The organism is Lysinibacillus sp. FSL K6-0057 (assembly GCF_038630885.1).
Taxonomy (GTDB): domain Bacteria; phylum Bacillota; class Bacilli; order Bacillales_A; family Planococcaceae; genus Lysinibacillus; species Lysinibacillus fusiformis_F.
Map to the genome: position 1 here is coordinate 3,748,526 of NZ_CP152047.1, position 21,000 is coordinate 3,769,525.

16 protein-coding genes and 1 other annotated feature are annotated in these 21,000 nt (G+C 37.5%); of the genes, 7 read left to right on the top strand and 9 right to left on the bottom strand.

Going from position 1 to position 21,000, the window contains the following annotated elements:
• Positions 1 to 100: 100 nt before the first annotated feature.
• From thiI to ezrA, 4 genes are all read right to left on the bottom strand, one after another.
• A complete protein-coding gene (thiI, locus tag MHB40_RS18590; RefSeq protein WP_342533185.1) occupies positions 101 to 1,312 on the bottom strand; it encodes a tRNA uracil 4-sulfurtransferase ThiI in 1,212 nt (403 codons plus the stop codon).
• On the bottom strand, positions 1,313 to 2,464 hold the full coding sequence (locus MHB40_RS18595) for a cysteine desulfurase family protein (protein WP_342533186.1): 1,152 nt from the start codon (positions 2,462 to 2,464) through the stop codon (positions 1,313 to 1,315). It lies immediately after the preceding gene.
• Between the two features lie 106 nt (positions 2,465 to 2,570).
• A complete protein-coding gene (locus MHB40_RS18600; RefSeq protein WP_342533187.1) occupies positions 2,571 to 3,038 on the bottom strand; it encodes a GNAT family N-acetyltransferase in 468 nt (155 codons plus the stop codon).
• Between the two features lie 90 nt (positions 3,039 to 3,128).
• Positions 3,129 to 4,829, bottom strand: a complete 1,701-nt coding sequence (gene ezrA, locus MHB40_RS18605; protein WP_342441211.1) for a septation ring formation regulator EzrA — start codon at positions 4,827 to 4,829, stop codon at positions 3,129 to 3,131.
• 163 nt (positions 4,830 to 4,992) lie between these two features.
• Between ezrA and hisJ the strand changes: the two genes are divergently transcribed.
• The gene (gene hisJ / locus MHB40_RS18610; protein ID WP_342533188.1) at positions 4,993 to 5,787 is read left to right on the top strand and encodes a histidinol-phosphatase HisJ; all 795 of its coding nucleotides are present in this window, start codon (positions 4,993 to 4,995) and stop codon (positions 5,785 to 5,787) included.
• A 24-nt stretch (positions 5,788 to 5,811) separates the two neighbouring features.
• Positions 5,812 to 6,291, top strand: coding sequence for a GAF domain-containing protein (locus MHB40_RS18615; RefSeq protein ID WP_342533189.1), 480 nt, complete (start codon positions 5,812 to 5,814; stop codon positions 6,289 to 6,291).
• A gap of 88 nt (positions 6,292 to 6,379) precedes the next feature.
• On the opposite strand, the gene MHB40_RS18620 is transcribed toward MHB40_RS18615, so the two are convergent.
• Positions 6,380 to 8,263 (bottom strand): GGDEF domain-containing protein, encoded by a 1,884-nt coding sequence (locus MHB40_RS18620; protein WP_205444992.1) that lies wholly within the window; start codon positions 8,261 to 8,263, stop codon positions 6,380 to 6,382.
• A 469-nt stretch (positions 8,264 to 8,732) separates the two neighbouring features.
• Here MHB40_RS18620 and rpsD point away from each other — a divergent pair, with 469 nt between their 5' ends.
• A complete protein-coding gene (gene rpsD / locus MHB40_RS18625; RefSeq protein WP_205444994.1) occupies positions 8,733 to 9,335 on the top strand; it encodes a 30S ribosomal protein S4 in 603 nt (200 codons plus the stop codon).
• Between the two features lie 88 nt (positions 9,336 to 9,423).
• Here the strand turns inward: rpsD and MHB40_RS18630 are convergent, their stop codons facing one another.
• The gene (locus MHB40_RS18630; RefSeq protein ID WP_342533190.1) at positions 9,424 to 10,620 is read right to left on the bottom strand and encodes an MFS transporter; all 1,197 of its coding nucleotides are present in this window, start codon (positions 10,618 to 10,620) and stop codon (positions 9,424 to 9,426) included.
• Between the two features lie 91 nt (positions 10,621 to 10,711).
• The gene (locus MHB40_RS18635; protein ID WP_342533191.1) at positions 10,712 to 11,260 is read right to left on the bottom strand and encodes a MarR family transcriptional regulator; all 549 of its coding nucleotides are present in this window, start codon (positions 11,258 to 11,260) and stop codon (positions 10,712 to 10,714) included.
• Between the two features lie 544 nt (positions 11,261 to 11,804).
• On the opposite strand from MHB40_RS18635, the gene MHB40_RS18640 reads away from it, so the two are divergent.
• Together MHB40_RS18640 and MHB40_RS18645 are read left to right on the top strand one after the other, a co-directional pair.
• The gene (locus MHB40_RS18640) at positions 11,805 to 13,010 is read left to right on the top strand and encodes an iron-containing alcohol dehydrogenase (RefSeq protein ID WP_036078383.1); all 1,206 of its coding nucleotides are present in this window, start codon (positions 11,805 to 11,807) and stop codon (positions 13,008 to 13,010) included.
• Positions 13,011 to 13,143: 133 nt separating this feature from the next.
• Positions 13,144 to 13,947: a cobalamin-binding protein gene (locus tag MHB40_RS18645; protein ID WP_342533192.1), complete on the top strand. Its 804-nt coding sequence runs from the start codon at positions 13,144 to 13,146 to the stop codon at positions 13,945 to 13,947.
• A 51-nt stretch (positions 13,948 to 13,998) separates the two neighbouring features.
• Here the strand turns inward: MHB40_RS18645 and tyrS are convergent, their stop codons facing one another.
• Positions 13,999 to 15,267: a tyrosine--tRNA ligase gene (gene tyrS, locus MHB40_RS18650; RefSeq protein ID WP_342533193.1), complete on the bottom strand. Its 1,269-nt coding sequence runs from the start codon at positions 15,265 to 15,267 to the stop codon at positions 13,999 to 14,001.
• Positions 15,268 to 15,350: 83 nt separating this feature from the next.
• Positions 15,351 to 15,559, bottom strand: a binding site (T-box leader).
• A gap of 102 nt (positions 15,560 to 15,661) precedes the next feature.
• On the opposite strand from tyrS, the gene MHB40_RS18655 reads away from it, so the two are divergent.
• A complete protein-coding gene (locus MHB40_RS18655; protein WP_342533194.1) occupies positions 15,662 to 18,709 on the top strand; it encodes a transglycosylase domain-containing protein in 3,048 nt (1,015 codons plus the stop codon).
• A 135-nt stretch (positions 18,710 to 18,844) separates the two neighbouring features.
• On the top strand, positions 18,845 to 19,726 hold the full coding sequence (locus tag MHB40_RS18660) for an NAD-dependent epimerase/dehydratase family protein (RefSeq protein WP_342533195.1): 882 nt from the start codon (positions 18,845 to 18,847) through the stop codon (positions 19,724 to 19,726).
• 110 nt (positions 19,727 to 19,836) lie between these two features.
• Here the strand turns inward: MHB40_RS18660 and MHB40_RS18665 are convergent, their stop codons facing one another.
• Complete coding sequence (locus MHB40_RS18665) at positions 19,837 to 20,967, bottom strand: acetylornithine transaminase (protein ID WP_205447050.1); 1,131 nt, start codon at positions 20,965 to 20,967, stop codon at positions 19,837 to 19,839.
• Between the last annotated feature and the right edge of the window lie 33 nt (positions 20,968 to 21,000).

Sequence of the window (21,000 nt, forward strand, 5' to 3'; positions counted from 1 at the left end):
TAATACAAAAAATTTAGAGGTAAATTGTACCTCTATTGGAATACCGTTAATCACGCAAAAAAGCCGTCTCAAAATGGGCTTTGAGACGGCTTTTAAAACCTTATAATAGATCTGCAAATTTATCTTGTTGCTGTTCTTCTTTCTTAGGGAAAATATAGACCTCGCGATTTTTCACTGCTCGCCCGATCAATTCATCAAAATCAGAGAAGCTTTCATAATGCTCCACCTTTTCAAGCTTTGGTTTTGTTTTAGGACTTGCTGGTGTAAAAATCGTACAGCAATCTTCAAACGGCTGAATAGATGTTTCGTATGTGCCGATTTTCTCAGCCATATCGATAATTTCTAATTTATCTGTTGAAATCAGCGGACGTAGAATAGGTGTATTTGTTACTGCATTAATTGCTGTTAAGCTTTCAAGCGTTTGACTCGCTACTTGTCCAAGGCTTTCACCTGTTACAATAGCAAGTGCACCAATTTCCTCACGCACCTGATCAGCAACCTTCAGCATCATTCGGCGTGTTGTTGTCATCGATACGTTAGAAGGTACTTTTTCTTTAATAAGAACTTGTATTTCAGTAAAAGGAATAACATGCAAACGAATACTAGCACCAAATTTCGTTAATTCATTAGCAAGCACTTTAACTTTTTCCAATGAATTTTGGCTTGTATAAGGTGGACTAAAGAAATGAATCGCTTCTAATCGCACACCACGCTTCATCATTAAATAACCTGCGACAGGGCTATCAATACCGCCTGATAGCATTAATAAAGACTTCCCATTAGATCCTACTGGCATTCCACCTGCACCAGGAATAACTTGTGCCATCATATAAGTTGCATCATGACGAACTTCTACACGTAGCTCAATATCAGGCTGTTTCACTTTGACAGATAAATTTTGAAATTGCGGTAAAACATAGCCACCGATCTCACGTTGGATGGCGTGAGATTCTAATGGAAATGTTTTATCAGTACGTTTTACTTCTACTTTAAATGTATGTTGCTCGTCTTTAAATGTCTCCATAATCGTGATAGCGAGCTTTTTCATACTTTCCATCTCTTTTTCACATGCAGCTACAGGGCTAAATGATTGAATACCAAAAATTTTAGGTAAACCTGTAATTAGCGTCTGCATTTGTGCTTCGTCCTCTATAGCAATAAACATACGATCACGTTCTGTACGAATATGCAGTTGACCTAAATCAGCAAAAGCATGTCGAATATTTTCACGTAAGCGGCGAATAAAATCCATTTTGTTGCGGCCTTTTGTAGAAAGCTCACCATATCGAATTAAAATTTCTTTCCAAATCATTTACTTATTTTCTCCTTTGAGTTCCAACATTACTTCTGCAAGTACTTGTTTAAACTTTTCTATATCTTCTATTGTGTTATGTGCGCCAAAGCTAATGCGAATCACACCTTTTTTATAATGCTCATCAAGGTGTAGTGCCTCGACTACATGGCTTGTTTTCGTTTGCTTGGATGAGCATGCACTTGATGTTGACACAATGACACCGCGTTTTTGCATAGCATTAATAATAACTTCCCCTTTTAAATCACGAACACTAAATGACATAATATGCGCAGCTCCTTGTGGGGTCGATAAAACATGGACTGCTTCTCCATATCCGTCTAGCTGAGCTCGAATTTCATCATGCCATTGACGGTATTTATTTGTGCGTTCGTTCATTGTTTCAACGGCCAATCGAGCCGCTTTCGCTAAAGCAACAGCTTGCGGAACTGCCACAGTACCACTGCGCATTCCAAATTCCTGACCACCACCAAGAGCAAAAGGCTGCCATCTCACGGGTTTACGGAATGCTAATACACCTGAGCCTTTAAAGCCATGAATTTTATGACCAGAGATAGAAATACAGTCTGGGCCTTCTTCTTTAAAGGATATAGCTAATTTCCCAAAGCTTTGAACAGCATCAACATGAAAGGCTGCACGACTCATTTCATGAATCATTTTTGCTGCTTCCTTTATAGGCTGAATCGCACCCATTTCATTATTCACATGCATGATGCTAACTAAAATGGTTTCTTTTCGTATTTTAGTACGAAGCTCATCGAGAGAAATCACACCATTTCGATCAACACGAAGATATTCAACATCATAGCCCTCTTTTTCAAGCTGTTTCATCGTTTCTAGCACTGAAGGATGTTCAATTTCAGTCGTTAAAATATGCTTTCCTATATGCGTATTACTACGTGCTATGCCAAAAATAGCTGCATTATTTGATTCTGTACCACCTGAAGTAAATAGCACATTTTTTGCCTCTGTCTGCAAAATATCTGCTACTTGCTCACGCGCACGCATTAATAAATCATTTGCTTCAACACCCATGGCATGGATGGAAGCAGGGTTGGCATAATACTGCTCATTGACAGCCATGAATGCCTGCATAACCTCATTTAAAGGCTTTGTTGTTGCACTATTATCTAAATAAATTGTATTAACCATAACTTTTCACACACTTTCAAAACGTTGATTTAACGGTATTTATCATAACGCAATCTTTGGCGATTGACCACTAACTTTAACGATTCTTTAAATTTTAATTGGTATCCTACATTTTTTTCAACATCGTGATAAACTCTGTGGGCGTACTAAATTCGATCGCTTTAACAAAACCTAATTTTTCATAAAGATGGATTGCTCGCTTATTAAATAGGGCGACTGTTAAGCGAAGTGGTAGATGATGCTCTTGTTGAACTGTTTGTACAATAAACGAAAAAAATGCCGTTCCTAATCCTTGACCTGTTAGATTTGGTTTCATACCAATTCCAATATCTACACAGCATTCTGTATATGCACCAATATCCTGTCCCTTTGGCACTTGTGCTGCCAAACCTGTGCAATAATAGCCGATTAACTCCCCCTGATTATTCAAGATAGCAAAGTAGGGATGATCAAGCATTTCTTGTACATTTTCATCCGATAACTCATTATTGTAAAAATCGTAAGGTTCTGCATATTGCCATTGTAAAATATCACTTGCAAACTGTTCATTCATTTTTTTTATCGACAGCTTCACACTGAATCACATCCTCATCTATGCAATAAATAGAAAGCTGTCTAAAAAGTAATCGCTATACTTTTTAGACAGCTCAAAATGTTATTCGAATTATTTTACTGTGAATTGTTCAGCAACCATTTCTTGAATACGCTTTAAAGCACCTGGCTCCATTTCTTCCACTGCTGTACCTGCTTCTTCTAAAGCCTTCGCATAACGGAATTGGTGGAAAGCCTCTTCTGCTTCTTTTAAACGTCCGTTCAATTTCGGGTTCGATGCACGGTGACGATTACCGTACTGAATAATGCGTTCAATGAGCATCACATTTTCTATTAATTCATGTGCCTTTACTTTAACATCCTCTACGCAAAGTGTTGCTGCATTTAGATTATTATGAACCGTTCCCATATTAAGCGGTACTTCTTGCAAGCTTTGCATGACAACATAGATGTGCTCTGCAGCCTCATCAAGACGTGCATCCATCTCCTCAGGAATCCCTGGAATATTTGCCTTGTTTAATAAACGATCGGTATCTTGTAATATTTTCTTTAAGTTTTCGACTTGAGCGCGTGCCTTATTTTCATCTATTCGAAGTTTCTTCATTGTATTCGATAGATGCCCTTGTTCTTCATGAATTCGTTCTAGCTCTTCACTAATTTCGATTAACTCTTCCTGTAAGCTAGAATAAGCCGATTTTTCTTCCTTAACTCGCATGGCTAATAAATCATAGCGACGTTGCAGTGCTTCCAATTGTTTTAAAGCGGCTTTTGGAATTTCAGCATCCTTTTCATTTAAATGGTAACTTTGTTGCACATACGTTGCCTCATCATTCACTAACTTTGTAGAAGAAATGACATTGGTGATAGAGCTTAATAAACGATCACAATTTTGATCTACATAATTTTTAGCAATAACCTCTTTTTCAAGTAAATCATAAAAACGATCGATTTCTTCATTAATTTCTGTCACACGAGGTTTAACAACTTTTAAATTAAGCTCTGCAAGGTCCAGCTTTAATGCATCAAATTCTTTTTCATATTTATTAAGTGCATCTGTCAATTCTAAATGCTGTAAATAGTAAGATTGGTCTTCCATTTCTCGCTGACCATTACGCAATTCCTGAACCGCACCTGGTAACTTAACTTGAATTTCCGTTAAAATAGTAGGAACATCATTAATATACTCGAATGTCTGCTGAGATTCTTGATTTAAGCTAATAACAATTTCTCGTGCTTGCAAATAATTGCCTTCATTTGTCAATACATCGAACTCTTCAAATTTTTGAACAAATGTCTCCAGCTTTTTCTCCAATGCAGGTAGTGCTACACCAAATGAATGCTGATGAGCCAGCAATGTCTTTCTTGCAGAGCGATAGTATTCTTTTAATTGTTCGATTTCAATTCGATTTTTTTCTTCGCTGCCAATTAATTCATTCAGTTCTTCTAAAATATTATTTTTATCTTGGTCGCATTTTTCAATATAATCTTCAATTTCACGTTCTATTAAGGTTGCCCTTTTAAAACGAAGTCGATTAATTTGATCCTCAGCATCAAATAGAAGAGAATCGATTTTAGTCATATGTACATCGATGACTTCATCCCAAGTATTGCGCCATCGTTCAAACATTTCTTCCGTTTCACCGTTCATGTTTAAAGATTTAACTTTTGAAATTTCTTCATTTATAGGATTATGTTGTATTTGTAATTTTTCATTTTCAAGTTTTGCAATAATTGCAACATGTTTTCTTCGCATCATAAATCCTACTATGGCTAAAATTAATAGTAGGATAATCGGAATGATGATATACTCCATCGTAAGCCTCCTATTCTACAATAAACGAATTGGCTAGTTGTATTTATTATATACTATGTTTTCGCCTTTTGTACTAAAATTTAAGTGTTTTTCAGAAAACTGTATTTTCGCTATTGTGAAATATTTAAATAGCGTATCTATAGAGCTAAAGGAGTGGTAAATTATGAAACGTGATGGGCATATACATAGTCCTTTTTGTCCACATGGCACTACGGACTCATTCAACCAATATATTGAAAAAGCAATTTCTCATCATTTCACAGATATAACATTTACAGAACACGCCCCATTGCCCAAAAGTTTTTTTGATCCAACCCCTCAACAAGATAGTGGCATGAACCCCGATGATCTCATGCCTTACATTGAAGAATTGCAACACCTGCAACAACGGTATGCACAGGATATTCGCATCCGTATCGGATTAGAGGTTGACTATATCCAAGGTTACGAACAAGAAACTCGTCAACTCCTTGATACATATGGACATTTTTTAGATGACGCTATTTTATCAGTTCATTTTTTAAAATGGCAAGATACCTTTGTATGTATCGACTTTTCTTCTGAATGCTTTATTGATTTTTCAAAAAAAGTTGGCTCTGTTGAACAGGTTTATGATTTATATTATGATACTGTCCTACAATCAATTAGAGCAGATCTTGGTCCATACAAACCAAAACGGATTGGGCACCCATCACTTATTCATAAATTCCAACTGGCGCACAACGAAAAAATCGATGATGCCCGACGTATTAGAGAAGTATTGGACAGCATGAAATGTGCGGGCTATGAATTAGATTTAAATAGTGCTGGTTTAAGTAAACAATATTGTCAGGAGCCCTATCCACCTTTTGCCTTTATCAATTATAGTCAAGCTATTCAACTACCATATGTATTTGGTTCGGATGCCCATAGCGCAGAGGATTTACATCAACACTATAATGTTATATTACCAATATAAATAATTTTTAAACGAGGTGCTTATATGTTTACACAAATTAATTACGAAGGATCCATTGCTGACCAATATCTAACATTATCAAAACAATTAGATGCACTACTCACTGGTGAAACCAATCAAATTGCCAATTTAAGTAATGCCTCTGCTCTATTAAATCAGTTTTTAACGCACATCAACTGGGTTGGTTTTTATCTCTTACAGGATAATGAACTTGTGCTAGGGCCATTCCAGGGTCTTCCTGCCTGTGTTAGAATCCCTATTGGACGTGGTGTTTGTGGTACAGCTGTGGCAACGAGAGAAACAATTGTTGTAAAAGATGTACACGATTTTCCAGGGCATATTGCTTGTGATGCGGCCTCACAGTCTGAAATTGTTATACCGCTACTGAAACAAGGTGAGATCATCGGTGTATTAGATATCGATAGTCCTATTGTGAATCGCTTTTCAGAGGAAGATCGCAATGGCTTAGAGGAATTTGTTAAAACACTACTCAATCATTTATAATAAACAACAAAAATTACCCTGAAATGTTTTATATTGTCATTTCAGGGTAATTTATTTAAACAACTATTTATATTTTGCTTCATCAAACCTATAAATTTGTTTGATACGAACCGTTATGAGTACAAAAGCGATTTTTCCCACTATTTTTTGCTTCATACAAGGCTGTATCAGCATGTAAAAACACAGATTGGAATGCTGGTCGATCTCGCTCATCCCATGTTATAAGCCCCGCAGAAATTGTAACTTGTGGATCTGTGGCACTTGGGATTACTTTCACAATGGTTGATGCTAATTCTAAAGCTTCTTTTTCATTGATATTAGGCACATAGACAGACATTTCTTCTCCACCCCATCTTGCGCAAATCCCACGACTTCCAATCGTCTCTTTTAATTGAACCGCAATCTGTACAAGAATTTTATCTCCAACTTGGTGACCGTACGTATCATTTATACGTTTAAAATTATCAATATCAATTAACAAAAACATACCAGATTGATCATATTCAAGTGATTTTTCTACAAACTGATCGAGGTAACTGCGAGCATATAGTTTCGTTAAATGATCCAAATCGACCATTTCCTGAAGCTGTGTTCGTAAAATTGAATTTGCAATGGCTAATGATGAATGGTGAATTAAAGATTGCATTAATTTGAAACTATCGAACGAAAAGAAATATGGCTCTTTATGTAAGACAATACTAAAACCATTAATCTTTTCCTCCATAAGTATAGGAATCGCCATAATAGAACGATACTCAATTTGATTAGGAGTTAGACGGCTGAAATCGGCAACAAATAGTGGATCATTCGTTTGAGCAAAATGCTGTTCAACATGTTTTATATAACTTTGACCATTTTCTGAATGGAACAAGGAGGTACTTGCACCTGTTATTTCAAATGTATCGTGTTTTTTAAATGCGAAACAAACTTCCATTGGCTGAAAAGATTTCAGTAACTGCTTTTGTAGGAAAAGTAACATTTCATGAATGTCAATTCGCATATTTAAACGATGCGATGTTTCATTAATGAGCTGTAAGTCACTTACGAGGCGATGCGATTGATGATATAATTTTGCATTTTCAAGAGCATTTCCTGACGCTTGCGCCAGCATCCGTACAAAATCTTTTTCAGTTGTTGAAAAAAGATAAGTCGTGGGAGCACTTACTTGCAAGATGCCATAGATAGCTTGCCTGCCCTTAATAGGTGCATTTAACAACCGACAATTTAAATCGCTCGCTAACTCTGTCGTTAACTCTCCTGATACAAAGGCTTCAATTGTAGCAGGTCTTTCAGATAAATAATCAAAAAGCTTAATATCGATGGTCGTGTGTCGATCTTGATCATTCGATAATATCAGCTCCACATTAAATTCAGGGAAATTATCCCGTATATTTTTTAATACATTTTCTAAAATTAAATCAATATCCATTGTTGAATGAAATAAATCAGTCATGTTATATAGTTTTCTATATTGGTCTTCATTTATTTTGACATCTAAATTGTCTCTAATCATTTGAAGAACCTTTGAAAGTATTTCTATACACTCTTCACCGTACTCCGAGGTCATAAAGTCTGTCCAAGACTCTGTTGCCTCCACAAGTAATACACCAATGGGATTTTTGCCCTCTGCTTGGAAAAGCACCATATCTGTCATCATTGAATAGGCTTGTCTTGCTTTTAATATATAAGGAATTTTCACTACTTTTTGTTGATAAAAACTAGCTTCGATCATCAGCCATGACACAGCATTTAGCTTTGTTTCAATTGTTAATGAAGCCATCTCTTCAATAGGTATTAAAGAATTACCTTCAAAACTGAGAAAAGCAGCATTGTCAATTTTCAAGCGCTTCTTTAGAAACTGTTTCAATGAACAAAAATACCCATTAAAACTAGTTTGTTCTTCATAAGAACTCACCCAAAAGCTCAAAACATCAGATTTTATATATTTTAGCGTTTGTAAATGGTCTGTCATGAAATCACCTTTTCTATATAACGTCCAAATCAATTACTATTAACTTATAATATATTATACATAATTTGTGTCATTTTGACTATGTAATTATCCCTTACTTTTACAATTTACATTACACAGCGTATCATTAACTATTCCTATATCATTTAAAATAGATAGTGAGGAATTTCCTACTATGTTCTTTTACAAATTTTTAAAAGCAAATAATTGACGTCCTTATCCTAAGCAGTTACAATGGAGGTTGTGTAAAATAAACGCAGCAGTGGTATAAGCTTATGATTGTATTTTATTCCTCTATTTTCTGATATACAACTACTTGAGATTCTCAGTAATGAAAATTAGATGGTGTATTGCGTAACCTAACGGCTGCATAGGCGAAAGTACATGAAAATAAAATGCGTGTAAGAACGGGTACTACTGGTTTTTGTTTTACAACAAAAAAACCAAATTTAAAGGAGGAGACAACAATATGTCTCGTTATACAGGTCCATCTTGGAAATTATCACGTCGTCTTGGTATCTCACTAAGCGGTACAGGTAAAGAAATCGAAAAACGCCCTTACGCACCAGGTCAACACGGTCCAAACCAACGTAAAAAATTATCAGAATACGGTTTACAACTTCAAGAAAAACAAAAACTTCGTCATATGTATGGTATGAACGAACGTCAATTCCGTACACTATTTGACCGTGCTGGTAAAATGAAAGGTGTTCACGGTGAAAACTTCATGATCCTTCTTGAAACTCGCCTTGACAACTTAGTTTACCGTTTAGGTTTAGCTCGTACTCGTCGTGGTTCTCGTCAATTAGTTAACCATGGTCACATCTTAGTAGACGGCAAACGCGTTGATATCCCATCATACAGCGTAAAACCAGGTCAAACGATTTCTCTTCGTGAAAAATCTCAAAACCTTGCTGTAGTAGTAGAAGCTATCGAAGTAAACAACTTCGTACCTGACTACTTAACATTCGATGCTGACAAAAAAGAAGGTACATTCACTCGCCTTCCAGAGCGTTCTGAATTATCAGCTGAAATCAACGAATCATTCATCGTAGAGTACTACTCTCGTTAATGACAACAAAAGCCCTGAAATCCCTTGTATATCAAGGTTTCAGGGCTTTTTTTATTGTTTCACCATTTTATCCTAATTCCTATGACAATCAATTCGAACCTACGTTTTTTCCGCTTTTAATCATTAGTGCAGAGACTAATCCCGTACTAAGTGTTATAGCAAGAAGAAGGAAGGCTACAGCAAAGCTACCAGATTGTATCAAATAAACAGATATGAACGGTGCAACACTTGTTCCAGCAAATAAAATGACTGTATACATCGAGACTGCAATCCCTCCCATATTCCAGCCTAACTGACTAACAAGTGTTACTAATGAAGGAACAGCAAGTGCAATCCCACTAACAAATAAAATACTAATGATCGTTAAACCAGCTATAGTTGAAATAAAGCTCATCAGGATTAGTGCGATAATCGATAGAGATAAGGCCATTTTCAGTACAAACAGCACATTAAAACGCTTTGCTAATTTCCCTGCAAATGGTGACATAACCATTCCGATTATCCCAAAGCCACGAATGTAAATGAGGTTCTGACTTTTCATACCAAAGGAATCACTCGTTAAATATGCACCTAAAATAATGTACATACTGACAAATGACATTAATAATACAAACGCAATGAGATAACTAAATATCAAATTTCTATTGGTGAAAATAATACCGACTCTCTTCAGAGGAGCCCATATATTTTTAGTTTCGTTCTGAATTATTCCCTTCGGTAAGATCCACATGACTAGCAAAGCAGTCATAACATACACTGCAGCAAGCACATAAAAGATGACGTGCCAATGACTATGTTCACTTACATATCCACTAAACACCTGCCCAACTATACCCGCTACAAGAAATCCCGTACTGATAAAACCAACTGTCCCAACTTTTCGATCATTTGGAAAAACCTCAAGAGTATAAGCAAGCGCTACGGGTGAAAATGTAGCTGCCGCGAGCCCTTGTAATCCTCTTAATAGAAGGATAAAAGAAAAATCATTAACTAAACCTAGAAGTAACGTTATCATGCTTAATGAAAAAAGCCCGAATACAATGACATTTTTACGTCCATATTTTTCTGATATCGCACCATAGAAAAAACACCCTAGTGCAAATCCAAGTGAAAAAACACTTGATGTAAAGCCCGCTTTAGTCAATGAAATATTAAAATAATCACTGAATACACTAATCAGCGGTATTGTTAAATAAAGACTCGACATCACTACCATACCTGTCCAGGATAAAATAGTTGTCATTAAAGCATAATTTGTGCGATTTTCTGAAATTACAATGTTCATTAAATAAATCACCCTTTTTAGTTCGATTAACTTATAGTTAGATAATCTAATTAAATGACTGAAAATTAAACTGTATCAATATAGCTACAGTTTAACGTTCCACCTTTAGTTTTCTTTGTATAGATTTTAATAATTTACTCACTAACTTCTCAAATACTTGTCGTTCATCAGGTTCCAAATCGCTTACATTAGAAGCGCATGACGACCAATAAGTCGGTAAAACTTCAGCAATAAAAATACGACCTTCATCCGTTAAACTTACATAGATCTTCCTCCGATCTTCTTTACTATGATTCCGTACAACAAGATTTCTCTTTTCTAGCCAATCAAGCATTGACGTTGCGGATGCTCTCGTAATGCCCAATCGTTTAGCTAAAGCAGACGGAGTCGCACGTCTCTCTCCATGTAGTGTCAGCAATAGTAATAAGTCTAATTTACTTTCTGTAATTCCAAAAGGAGCTAACTCATTGTCTACTACATCTAAAACATGATCACTTAACCATAACAATATTAATCCCAATTTCGCATCTTCTTGATTTGTATCACTGGCAGAAGATGTCTGAATCAGTTCAATATACGGCTCTACCCCTAATACTGGCAAATCATCTTCATTCGTGTACGTTTTCTTAATTTTTGTCATTGAATCACCTTTTAATTAGATTATCTAACTATCAACCATTCTAACTATAAATTTAATCGAAGGCAAGAACTTTTATTTCCACAAATTTCTTCAAAATAAAGCCACTACTTTTTTAGTGCAGACGCATTGCCTTAATTATTATAACCTACAATAATTATCCCCACATATTGTGACAATTTTATGTACTTTAAAATAGTAATTACATAGTTTCAAAATAACATAATCACTACCTTAATAATAAAAACAAAATATCAGTTATTTACTATTCAACAGGTCATCAAAATAGAACTGTTTTCCAAAAAATATATTTTACTTTCATAGTAAAATATTTTTCAAACCTTATTAAATTAAATATTCTACTACAAAACAACATTTCACACCTTCTTTGATCCCTTAACTTTTTTGTAAAATAATAACATGAATAAAATTAACAATTTTAATAAAAATACGAGTTGAACTTTAACAAAAAATAGAATACGATGAATTGCGAAAGGTGGTTCACCATCATTCAAGCAATAATAATTTTTTAAAAGGGGTTGGAAATATGTCAGACGTTCTAAAGCAATTTGTTATGCCGAAAACAAACTTATTTGGACCTGGAGCAATTCAAGAAGTTGGTAAGCGCTTAAATGATTTAGAAGTGAAAAAGACATTAATCGTAACAGATGAGGGCCTACACAAATTAGGTCTCTCAGAACAAATTGCAAATATCATTACAGCTGCTGGAATTGATGTAGCAATTTTCCCTAAAGCAGAACCAAATCCAACAGATCAAAACATTGAAGATGGCATTGCAGTGTATCATGCTGAAAACTGCGATTCTATTGTTTCTCTTGGAGGAGGTAGCGCACACGATGCAGCAAAAGGTATCGGACTTATTGCTTCGAATGGTGGACGCATTCATGATTATGAAGGCGTTGATAAATCACAAAATCCACTTGTGCCATTAATTGCGATCAATACAACTGCAGGCACTGCAAGTGAAATGACTCGTTTCACCATTATTACAGATACAGCACGTAAAGTGAAAATGGCCATTGTTGATAAGCATGTAACACCATTACTGTCCATTAATGACCCTGAGCTTATGATTGGCTTACCTCCTGCTCTAACTGCGGCAACTGGTGTTGATGCATTAACACATGCCATCGAATCATTCGTTTCTACGAATGCCACACCAATTACAGATGCATGTGCTGAAAAAGTACTTCAACTGATTCCTGAATTTTTACCACGTGCCTATGCAAATGGAGCTGATATAGAAGCGCGTGAACAAATGGTATATGCACAATTTTTAGCGGGAATGGCCTTTAACAATGCATCACTTGGCTATGTACATGCAATTGCTCATCAATTGGGCGGTTTCTATAATCTACCGCATGGCGTGTGCAATGCTATTTTATTGCCACATGTTTGCCGATTCAATGTAACAGCACGTACAGAGCGCTTTGCTCGTATCGCTGAATTATTAGGAGAAAATGTGGAAGGTTTAAGTAAGCGCGATGCCGCTGAAAAGGCTATTACAGCTATTGAGAAGTTATCACAAGATTTAAATATTCCTAGTGGCTTCCGTGAATTAGGTGCAAAAGATGAGGATATTGAGATCCTAGCAAAAAATGCATTGTTAGATGTGTGTGCTGAGACGAATCCTCGTAAAGCAACACTAGAGGATATCAAACAAATCATTACAAACGCAATGGGACCTATTGTGAAAAAAGAAGAGTCACTCGAAGCAGTTGCCCTTTCTTAATCGAAGGTTTCCTATAAGCCTCTCATGACAAAAGGTGGAGAAAACAAATGTTTTCTCCACCTTTTTTATACACACATTGTCTATCCTAGAAACTCTCGCTATACTTTTCTTAAAAAGAATAGGAGAAAACGATATGCGTTTAATTTCAATTTGTCCTAGCAATACAGAATTAGTCGCCTATTTAGGGCTGACAGACCAGCTCGTTGGCGTCGATGATTATTCGGATTGGCCAGCAACGGTTAAAGAGTTACCGCAGCTTGGGCCAGATTTATCGATTAATATGGATGCATTAGAGGCATTACAGCCTGATCTTGTCCTGGCTTCCTTGAGTGTACCCGGTATGGAAAGAAACATTGAGGCATTAAAAGAAAGAAATATTCCTCATATTATTTTTAACGCAAACTCATTAGAGGAAATTGCGCAGGATCTTATAACCCTCGGTAAGGCTTGTCAAGTGGAAGAACAAGCAAAGAACATTGCTGAAGAGTATATACATTCCATCGAAAAAATGCATTCCATTGCACAAACCATCCCGAAGAAACCTACCCTCTATTGGGAATGGTGGCCAAATCCTATTTTTACTCCTGGGAAAATAAATTGGCTAACGGAAATTAGTGCTCTTGCTGGTGGCATCAATCTATTTCAAGATGTAGAACTTGCCAGTGTTCAAACTGATTGGACAGATGTTGTTGAACGTAAGCCCGACTACATCATGATGGCTTGGGTTGGTGTAGCATTTGAACGTATACAACCTGCTCATTTATTAAAACGTCCATATGCCAAAGAGCTACATGCCGTTCAATCGGAACAGCTTCATGTAATGGAAGAATGGCTGTATTGTCGCCCTTCTCCACGTCTTATTGAAGGTGCCATCAAGCTTGCAAAAATACTGCATCCTAAAGAATATGAACAAATAAAACCGCCGAGTTTCTTATGATTAAAAAACCACATCCCCTCGTTTTTGGGAATGTGGTTTTGCTAATAGAAATTATACAAATTTCACCATATGATATTTTTTCTTACCTCGACGGACAATGCCGAATGCATCCTCTAAACGATCCTTGGCATCGACTACGTATTCTAAATCCGTTACCTTTTCACCGTTTATACTAATTGCACCATTTGATACGTCCTCACGTGCTTGACGTTTTGAAGATGAAATGCCTGCTTCTACAAGAAGATCAACAATGTTTTTGTCCTCTTTAGCCATTTCAATAGAAGGAACATCTTTAAAAGCATCCTTCATTTCTTCAGCTGAAAGTGCTTTTAGATCCCCTGAGAACAAAGCTGCTGTAATACGAATGGCTTGCTCTAATGCCTCTTGACCATGAATTAAACGAGTCATTTCTTCAGCTAGCGCTTTTTGTGCCTTACGTAAATGCGGCTCCTCCTCTACAGAGACTGCTAATGCTTCAATTTCTTCACGAGAAAGGAACGTGAAGATTTTTAAGTATTTAATGACATCTGCATCCGCAGCATTGATCCAGAATTGGTAGAACTCATATGGAGATGTTTTCTTACTATCTAGCCATACAGCACCACCTGCTGTTTTACCAAACTTTGTGCCATCTGCCTTTGTTACTAATGGAATCGTAATCCCAAAGGCTTTCGTTTCTTCCTCGTGTGTTTTACGAATAACCTCTAAACCTGTTGTAATATTACCCCATTGGTCAGAGCCACCTACTTGAATACGGCAATTGTAGTGATTGTATAAATGATTGTAATCAATACCTTGAATTAATGTATAGGCAAACTCTGTAAACGAGATTCCTGTGTCAAGACGAGAAGCAATCGTATCCTTTGCTAACATATAGTTCACGTTAATTAATTTCCCGTAATCACGTAAAAATTCAATTGTGTTTATATTACCAATCCAGTCACGATTGTTCACAAGCTGAGCACCATTGCCATCTTCCGCAAAATCAAAAATACGTTCTAATTGACTACGGATTCCTTGAACGTTTTTATCGATTTGCTCTACCGTTTGTAATTGACGCTCTTCTGAACGACCAGATGGATCACCGATCATCCCTGTCGCACCACCAACAAGTAAAATTGGACGGTGACCCGCTTTTTGGAAGCGACGAAGTGTTAACAATGGAACAATATGTCCAATATGCATGGAGTCAGCTGTTGGATCTACACCACAGTATAAAGATACTGATTGTTCATCTAATAGTTTTGCCATACCTTCCGCATCTGTTTGTTGGTAGAGCAAACCACGCCATTCTAAATCTTGTAATAATTCGTTTGTCATGTTCATTCCTCCTAAAATGGTTGAAATTCGTTACGTGCATGGACATTTTTAAATAAAAAAGTCCCTACACGCAAACAATTGCATGCAGGGACGTTAAGTTGCAAACTAACGCGGTACCACCCAGCTTGAAGATGTCATCCACCTTCCACTTCATTCAATCGCCTTTATCGCAGGCGCGCACGTCTAAGCTCCAAGCACGTAATTCGTCTCTACATTATGACCAGTTTTCACCAACCACTGGCTCTCTAAACAGGGAATATAGACACTACTGCAAACTCTTCATCACCAGAAAACTATAAACATAATTCTATACGATTCTTTTTCAAAGTCAATAACTATGTTCGTGCTAAAACAATATGTGCTATAATAGACAAGATTTTAGGAGGTCGATACATTGAAAGATTGGATTGAAAAAATCAATGCAAAGATCGATGAATTACTTGAACAAAAATGGATGAAGAAATTACGTATTTCAGGTAGTGTTACCTGGAACTTATTTTTACTATTTTTAGTCTTTGCATTGGTTGGTACTGTATTTGTCGGTTCAGTTGGAGCTGGTTATTTTGCTTCTCTTGTAAAAGAAGAACCGCTACGCTCAAAAGAAGAGCTGCGCGATCAAATTTTTAGTTATGAAGAAACCAGTGAAATTTATTTTGCCAACGATATTTATATTGGGAAATTGCGGACAGATTTAGACCGACGTGAAACTTCGCTTAGCAATGTTGCACCAGAGGTTGTGAATGCTGTTCTGGCAACAGAAGATGAATATTTCCGAGAGCATAACGGAATTGTACCAAAAGCGGTTATTCGTGGGTTATTACAAGATGTCACAAATTCTGCTACGCAAACAGGTGGATCTACACTTACCCAACAACTTATTAAAAACCAAGTACTAACAAATGAAGTATCCTATGAACGTAAAGCTAAGGAAATTTTACTGGCGATGCGTTTAGAACATTTTATGACGAAGGAAGAAATATTAGAGGCTTATTTAAATATTATTCCGTATGGTCGTAACTCTTCAGGACGAAATATTGCAGGTGTTGAAACAGCTGCTGAAGGGATTTTTGGCGTAAAAGCAAAAGAATTGTCTCTTCCTCAAGCTGCGTACATAGCTGGTATTCCACAGGCACCATTTGCTTATACACCATTTACGAATACAGGTGAACTGAAAAGTGAAGAAGCTTTGAAACCAGGTATTGATCGTATGAAAACAGTACTTTATCGTATGAAAGAAGCTGGTTATATTGACGATGCGCAATATAATGAAGCGTTAAACTATGATATTGCTGCAGATTTCCGCGGACCAGAAATGCGTGCGGAGGATCGTTATCCATGGCTGACTTATGAGCTTGAAGCTCGTGCAAATGACATTATTGCTGAAAAACTAGCAAAAGATGATGGGATTGACCCAGAGCGCTTAAAGTCAGAAAAAAAATTAAAGGATAAATATACGATTTTAGCAGATCGTGATGTTCGTTCTAAGGGCTATCGCATTTACTCAACTATTAATAAAGATATGTATGATGCGATGCAAAAAGCAGCAAAGGACTTCCAGTATTATGGACATACGTATACTGGTAAAGGGAAAGACCCTGTTACTGGTGAAGAAATTGATATTGAGATGCCCGTACAGGTAGGTAGTATTTTAATAGAAAATACCACAGGTCGCATTTTAAGCTTTGTCGGTGGTCGAGACTTTAAAACAATTCAAGTAAACCACGCAACACAAGCTTACCGTTCTAACGGTTCTACAATGAAGCCATTACTTGTTTATGGTCCTGCTATAGAATATGGAGTTATTGGTGCAGGTAGCCCATTAGTTGACGTGAAATTCTCTATTGGTAAATGGAGTCCAAGCAACTATATTACAAGTGATGAGCGAGGACTTATTCCTGCACGTGAGGCATTAGCAGACTCTCAAAACATATCAGCGCTACGTTTATATAATGATATTATTAATAGACGCCCCGCTGATTTGTTAGTAAAAATGGGATTCACAAAATTACACCCAGATGACTTCACTAACCTAGCAACTGGTATTGGTGCTTTAAGTGAAGGGACTACTGTAGAAGAAAATACAAATGCCTTTGCTACTTTTGCAAATGGTGGTCAATTCATTGATGCCTATATGATTGATCGTATCGAAGACCAAGAAGGCAATATTATTTACAAACATGAGGTAGAACCTGTTCAAGTATTTAGCCCAGAAACATCCTATATCGTGACAGATATGTTACGTGATGTTCTTACTAAAGGTACAGGGACAATGGCACGAAATACCTTAAAATTCTCTTCTGATTTCGCTGCAAAAACAGGGACTTCTCAAGAGTATAAAGATGTTTGGCTAGTTGGTTATAACCCAAATGTATCTCTTGGTGTTTGGATGGGTTACGATCAACCTCGTACACTTTATGCATTTAACAACACCTACTTACAGCCAAGCGTTCGTGTGAATAAGCTTTGGGGTACGTTAATGAATGCCGTTTACGATGCGGACCCTCAGCTAATCGATCCACCAACAAGCTTTAAGGCGCCTAAAAATGTTGTGACTGCATCATTCTGTGGTATTTCCGGCATGGCCCCTTCTGCAGCTTGCGCTAGCGCAGGTCTTGTACGTTCCGATTTATTTAATGCGAAGGTATTTTTACCATCTCAACCTGATGATAGCTTAGCATCTTCAAGTGTTGTGACGATTAAAGGTAAAACTTATAATGCGCTGCCAAATACACCAGCAGAATTTGTCAAAGCAGGTGGTGCAGGCATTAATCAAGACTTTATTAAACGAATGTTAGGTAGACTTGGCGGTAACCCTGCTAGTCTGTTACCAAAGAATTCAACATTGTCGAATTCATCTGTATCAGCTGTTGATTTCCCAGCAGATGGCAGCCCACCAGCAGCTGTCTCAGCTTCAGTAAATGGCTCTACATTATCTTGGTCAGAGTCATCGAATGATGTTGTTGGTTATCGTATCTACAACGTTACAAATGGCGGTAATACGCTTGTAACATCCGTACTAGAATCAACACAAAGCATTACGGTTGCTAGTGGACAAGCTTATGTAGTAGTCGCAGTAGATATTACAGGCTTATCATCACCTCAATCCAATGTTGTTTCTACTGGCGGTAGTGAAAATGAACCTGACCCAGAGGAAAACGACCAAGAACCAATACCACCTACAACGCCACCAACTAATGGGAATGGCAACGGGTCTGGTAATAATGGCAATGGCTCTGGTAGTAACGGCAATGGTTCCAATAACGGAAACGGGTCTGGTAATAACGGCAATGGCTCCAATAACGGTGAGGGATCTGGTAACAACGGCAATGGCTCCAATAATGGCAATGGATCCGGAAGCAATGGCGAGGGCTCTGGTAACCCTGGAGATGGCTCAAACGGAGGAGAAAATACCACGCCTCCACCTGACACATCAAGGCGATAAGCCATTATGCCCTAGCAAAAAGCATTTGTATTAAATAATCAAATAACAGACTTACTACATATTACTTATGAATTGTAGTAAGTCTGTTTTTTTGTCATTATAAAGAAGACTACTATTTTGAAGGGGTGGAAATATATGAACGTATTGATTTTAGGGGGCACACGTTTTTTTGGAAAAAAGCTAGTGGATCTTTGTATTCAAAATGGACATCATGTAACGATTTTAACACGTGGTCAAAGTGGCAATCCCTTTGGTACAAATGTTACGCAGTTAGTAGTAAATCGTAATGATCGTGATGCTCTAGCACAGGCACTAGCCAATACAACATGGGACATTGTCTATGATAATATTTGCTATTCTCCCAACGAGGCACAAGCAATTTGCGAGATATTAAAAGGGAAAACGAAAAAGCTGGTCTTTACTTCTACTCTTTCAACCTATGAAGTAGATGGTAAGATGAAAAAGGAAGAAGACTTTGATCCATTCCAGTATCAAATTCGCATGGGACATCAAGAGGAATTTTCTTATGGAGAAGGAAAGCGACAAGCGGAGGCTGTCTTATTTAAAGAAGCTTCATTCCCAGTCGTTGCTATACGTTTCCCCATTGTGATGGGCGAGGATGACTATACACGTCGTTTACATTTCCACGTTGAACGTATTTTACAGAATCAGCCGATTACTTTACCGAACATTGATGCAAAGATGAGTTATATTACAGATGAGGAAGCAGCTGAATTTTTATATTTTGCTGGCGTTACGCCTATTGAAGGGCCATACAATGCTACCGCATCTGGTGCTATGTCTCTCAAAGACCTCATTGCTCTAATCGAAGAAGCGAGTGGTCAGCGTGCAAAAATTTCCCTTATTGGTGGCGATGAGGAATCACCATCGCCTTATGGGGTGCCTGCTGATTGGTATATGTCCAACGCAAAAGCAGAGAAGGCAGGGTTTACATTTAGCCAGCTTGAAGATTGGCTACCAAAATTAGTGACAACATTAGTAAAACAGCTACAATAGCTTTAACAACGCAAAGAATCTGCTAGATAATTAGCAGATTCTTTGTTCATCCATTATGCATCAGCGTTTTTGCCGCAGATGCTTCACTTGCATTGCTGAACTGAAGTCTATCACGGTAATATGCTCTTTAAAATAGCTACTGCTTTATCAATCTCTTCCTTTGTGACCGTTAATGGAGGTAAGAGACGAATAACAGTTGGTCCTGCACCCACTAGCAAAAGACCACTCTCTTCTGCTGCCGAGATATAAGGCGCTACTTCCGTGTCACCACAGCCAATCCCTAACAAGAGACCCTGTCCTTGAACGGTATAGCTAGAAGGTAATTGAGCTTTTAGTTGTTCCACAAAATAGGCAGATACTTCTTGTACCTGCTGTAAAAAGGCTGGCTCAAATACATGACTCAACACGGCTTGTGCCACATTCATCGCAAGAGGATTCCCACCAAATGTTGTACCATGTGTTCCTGGACTAAATGTAGCATGAAGCTCAGCAGTCCCTAACATTGCACCCACAGGGAATCCACCACCTAAGCCTTTTGCCAATGTCATGATATGTGGCTTTAATACAGTTTGTTCAAAGGCATAGCGCGTTCCTGTTCGTCCAATACCTGTTTGCACTTCATCAATAATTAGTAGTATCCCTTGCTCCTCACAGGCTTTTGCAATAGCTGTAGCAAATTCTGCTGAGACGCTATTAACGCCACCCTCTCCTTGAATCATCTCCAGCATAATGGCTGCCACAGAATCATCAATGGCTGCTTCAAGTGCAGCAACATCATTAAATGGTAAAATCGTAAACTTTTCCACGAGTGGTCCAAAGCCATTATGTACCTTGCCTTGACCTGTTGCAGACATAGCTCCAAAGGTACGACCATGGAATGATTTTTCGAACGTAATCATATGATGTTTCCCTGTATGTTTTCGTGCTAATTTAATGGCCGCTTCATTAGCCTCAGCCCCACTATTGCAGAAAAAGGCATGGGCAAAGTGCGTATTAGCAATTAATTTTTCTGCTACCTTTTCCTGACCTGGTATATCAAAAAGATTTGAAATATGCCATAGCTTTTCACTTTGCTCTTGTAGCGCCTGTACAACGGCTGGATGGGCATGACCAAGACTCACCACAGCAATGCCACTTGTAAAATCTAAGTATTGCTTCCCTGTAGAATCCTCAACAATTGTCCCCTGACCTTTGACAATTTGTGCACGACGCTTGCCGTAGTTCTCGAATAAAACACTCATGTTATCATCTCCACTATCATTTAAAATAGTTTC

Coding starts and splice junctions, on each gene's coding strand:
- hisJ (WP_342533188.1), top strand. CDS start 4,993: ATGAAACGTGATGGGCATATACATAGTCCTTTTTGTCCACATGGCACT.
- MHB40_RS18640 (WP_036078383.1), top strand. CDS start 11,805: ATGTCAGACGTTCTAAAGCAATTTGTTATGCCGAAAACAAACTTATTT.
- thiI (WP_342533185.1), bottom strand. CDS start 1,312: ATGATTTGGAAAGAAATTTTAATTCGATATGGTGAGCTTTCTACAAAA.
- MHB40_RS18595 (WP_342533186.1), bottom strand. CDS start 2,464: ATGGTTAATACAATTTATTTAGATAATAGTGCAACAACAAAGCCTTTA.
- MHB40_RS18645 (WP_342533192.1), top strand. CDS start 13,144: ATGCGTTTAATTTCAATTTGTCCTAGCAATACAGAATTAGTCGCCTAT.
- MHB40_RS18665 (WP_205447050.1), bottom strand. CDS start 20,967: ATGAGTGTTTTATTCGAGAACTACGGCAAGCGTCGTGCACAAATTGTC.
- tyrS (WP_342533193.1), bottom strand. CDS start 15,267: ATGACAAACGAATTATTACAAGATTTAGAATGGCGTGGTTTGCTCTAC.
- MHB40_RS18635 (WP_342533191.1), bottom strand. CDS start 11,260: ATGACAAAAATTAAGAAAACGTACACGAATGAAGATGATTTGCCAGTA.
- MHB40_RS18620 (WP_205444992.1), bottom strand. CDS start 8,263: ATGACAGACCATTTACAAACGCTAAAATATATAAAATCTGATGTTTTG.
- MHB40_RS18615 (WP_342533189.1), top strand. CDS start 5,812: ATGTTTACACAAATTAATTACGAAGGATCCATTGCTGACCAATATCTA.
- rpsD (WP_205444994.1), top strand. CDS start 8,733: ATGTCTCGTTATACAGGTCCATCTTGGAAATTATCACGTCGTCTTGGT.
- ezrA (WP_342441211.1), bottom strand. CDS start 4,829: ATGGAGTATATCATCATTCCGATTATCCTACTATTAATTTTAGCCATA.
- MHB40_RS18630 (WP_342533190.1), bottom strand. CDS start 10,620: ATGAACATTGTAATTTCAGAAAATCGCACAAATTATGCTTTAATGACA.
- MHB40_RS18660 (WP_342533195.1), top strand. CDS start 18,845: ATGAACGTATTGATTTTAGGGGGCACACGTTTTTTTGGAAAAAAGCTA.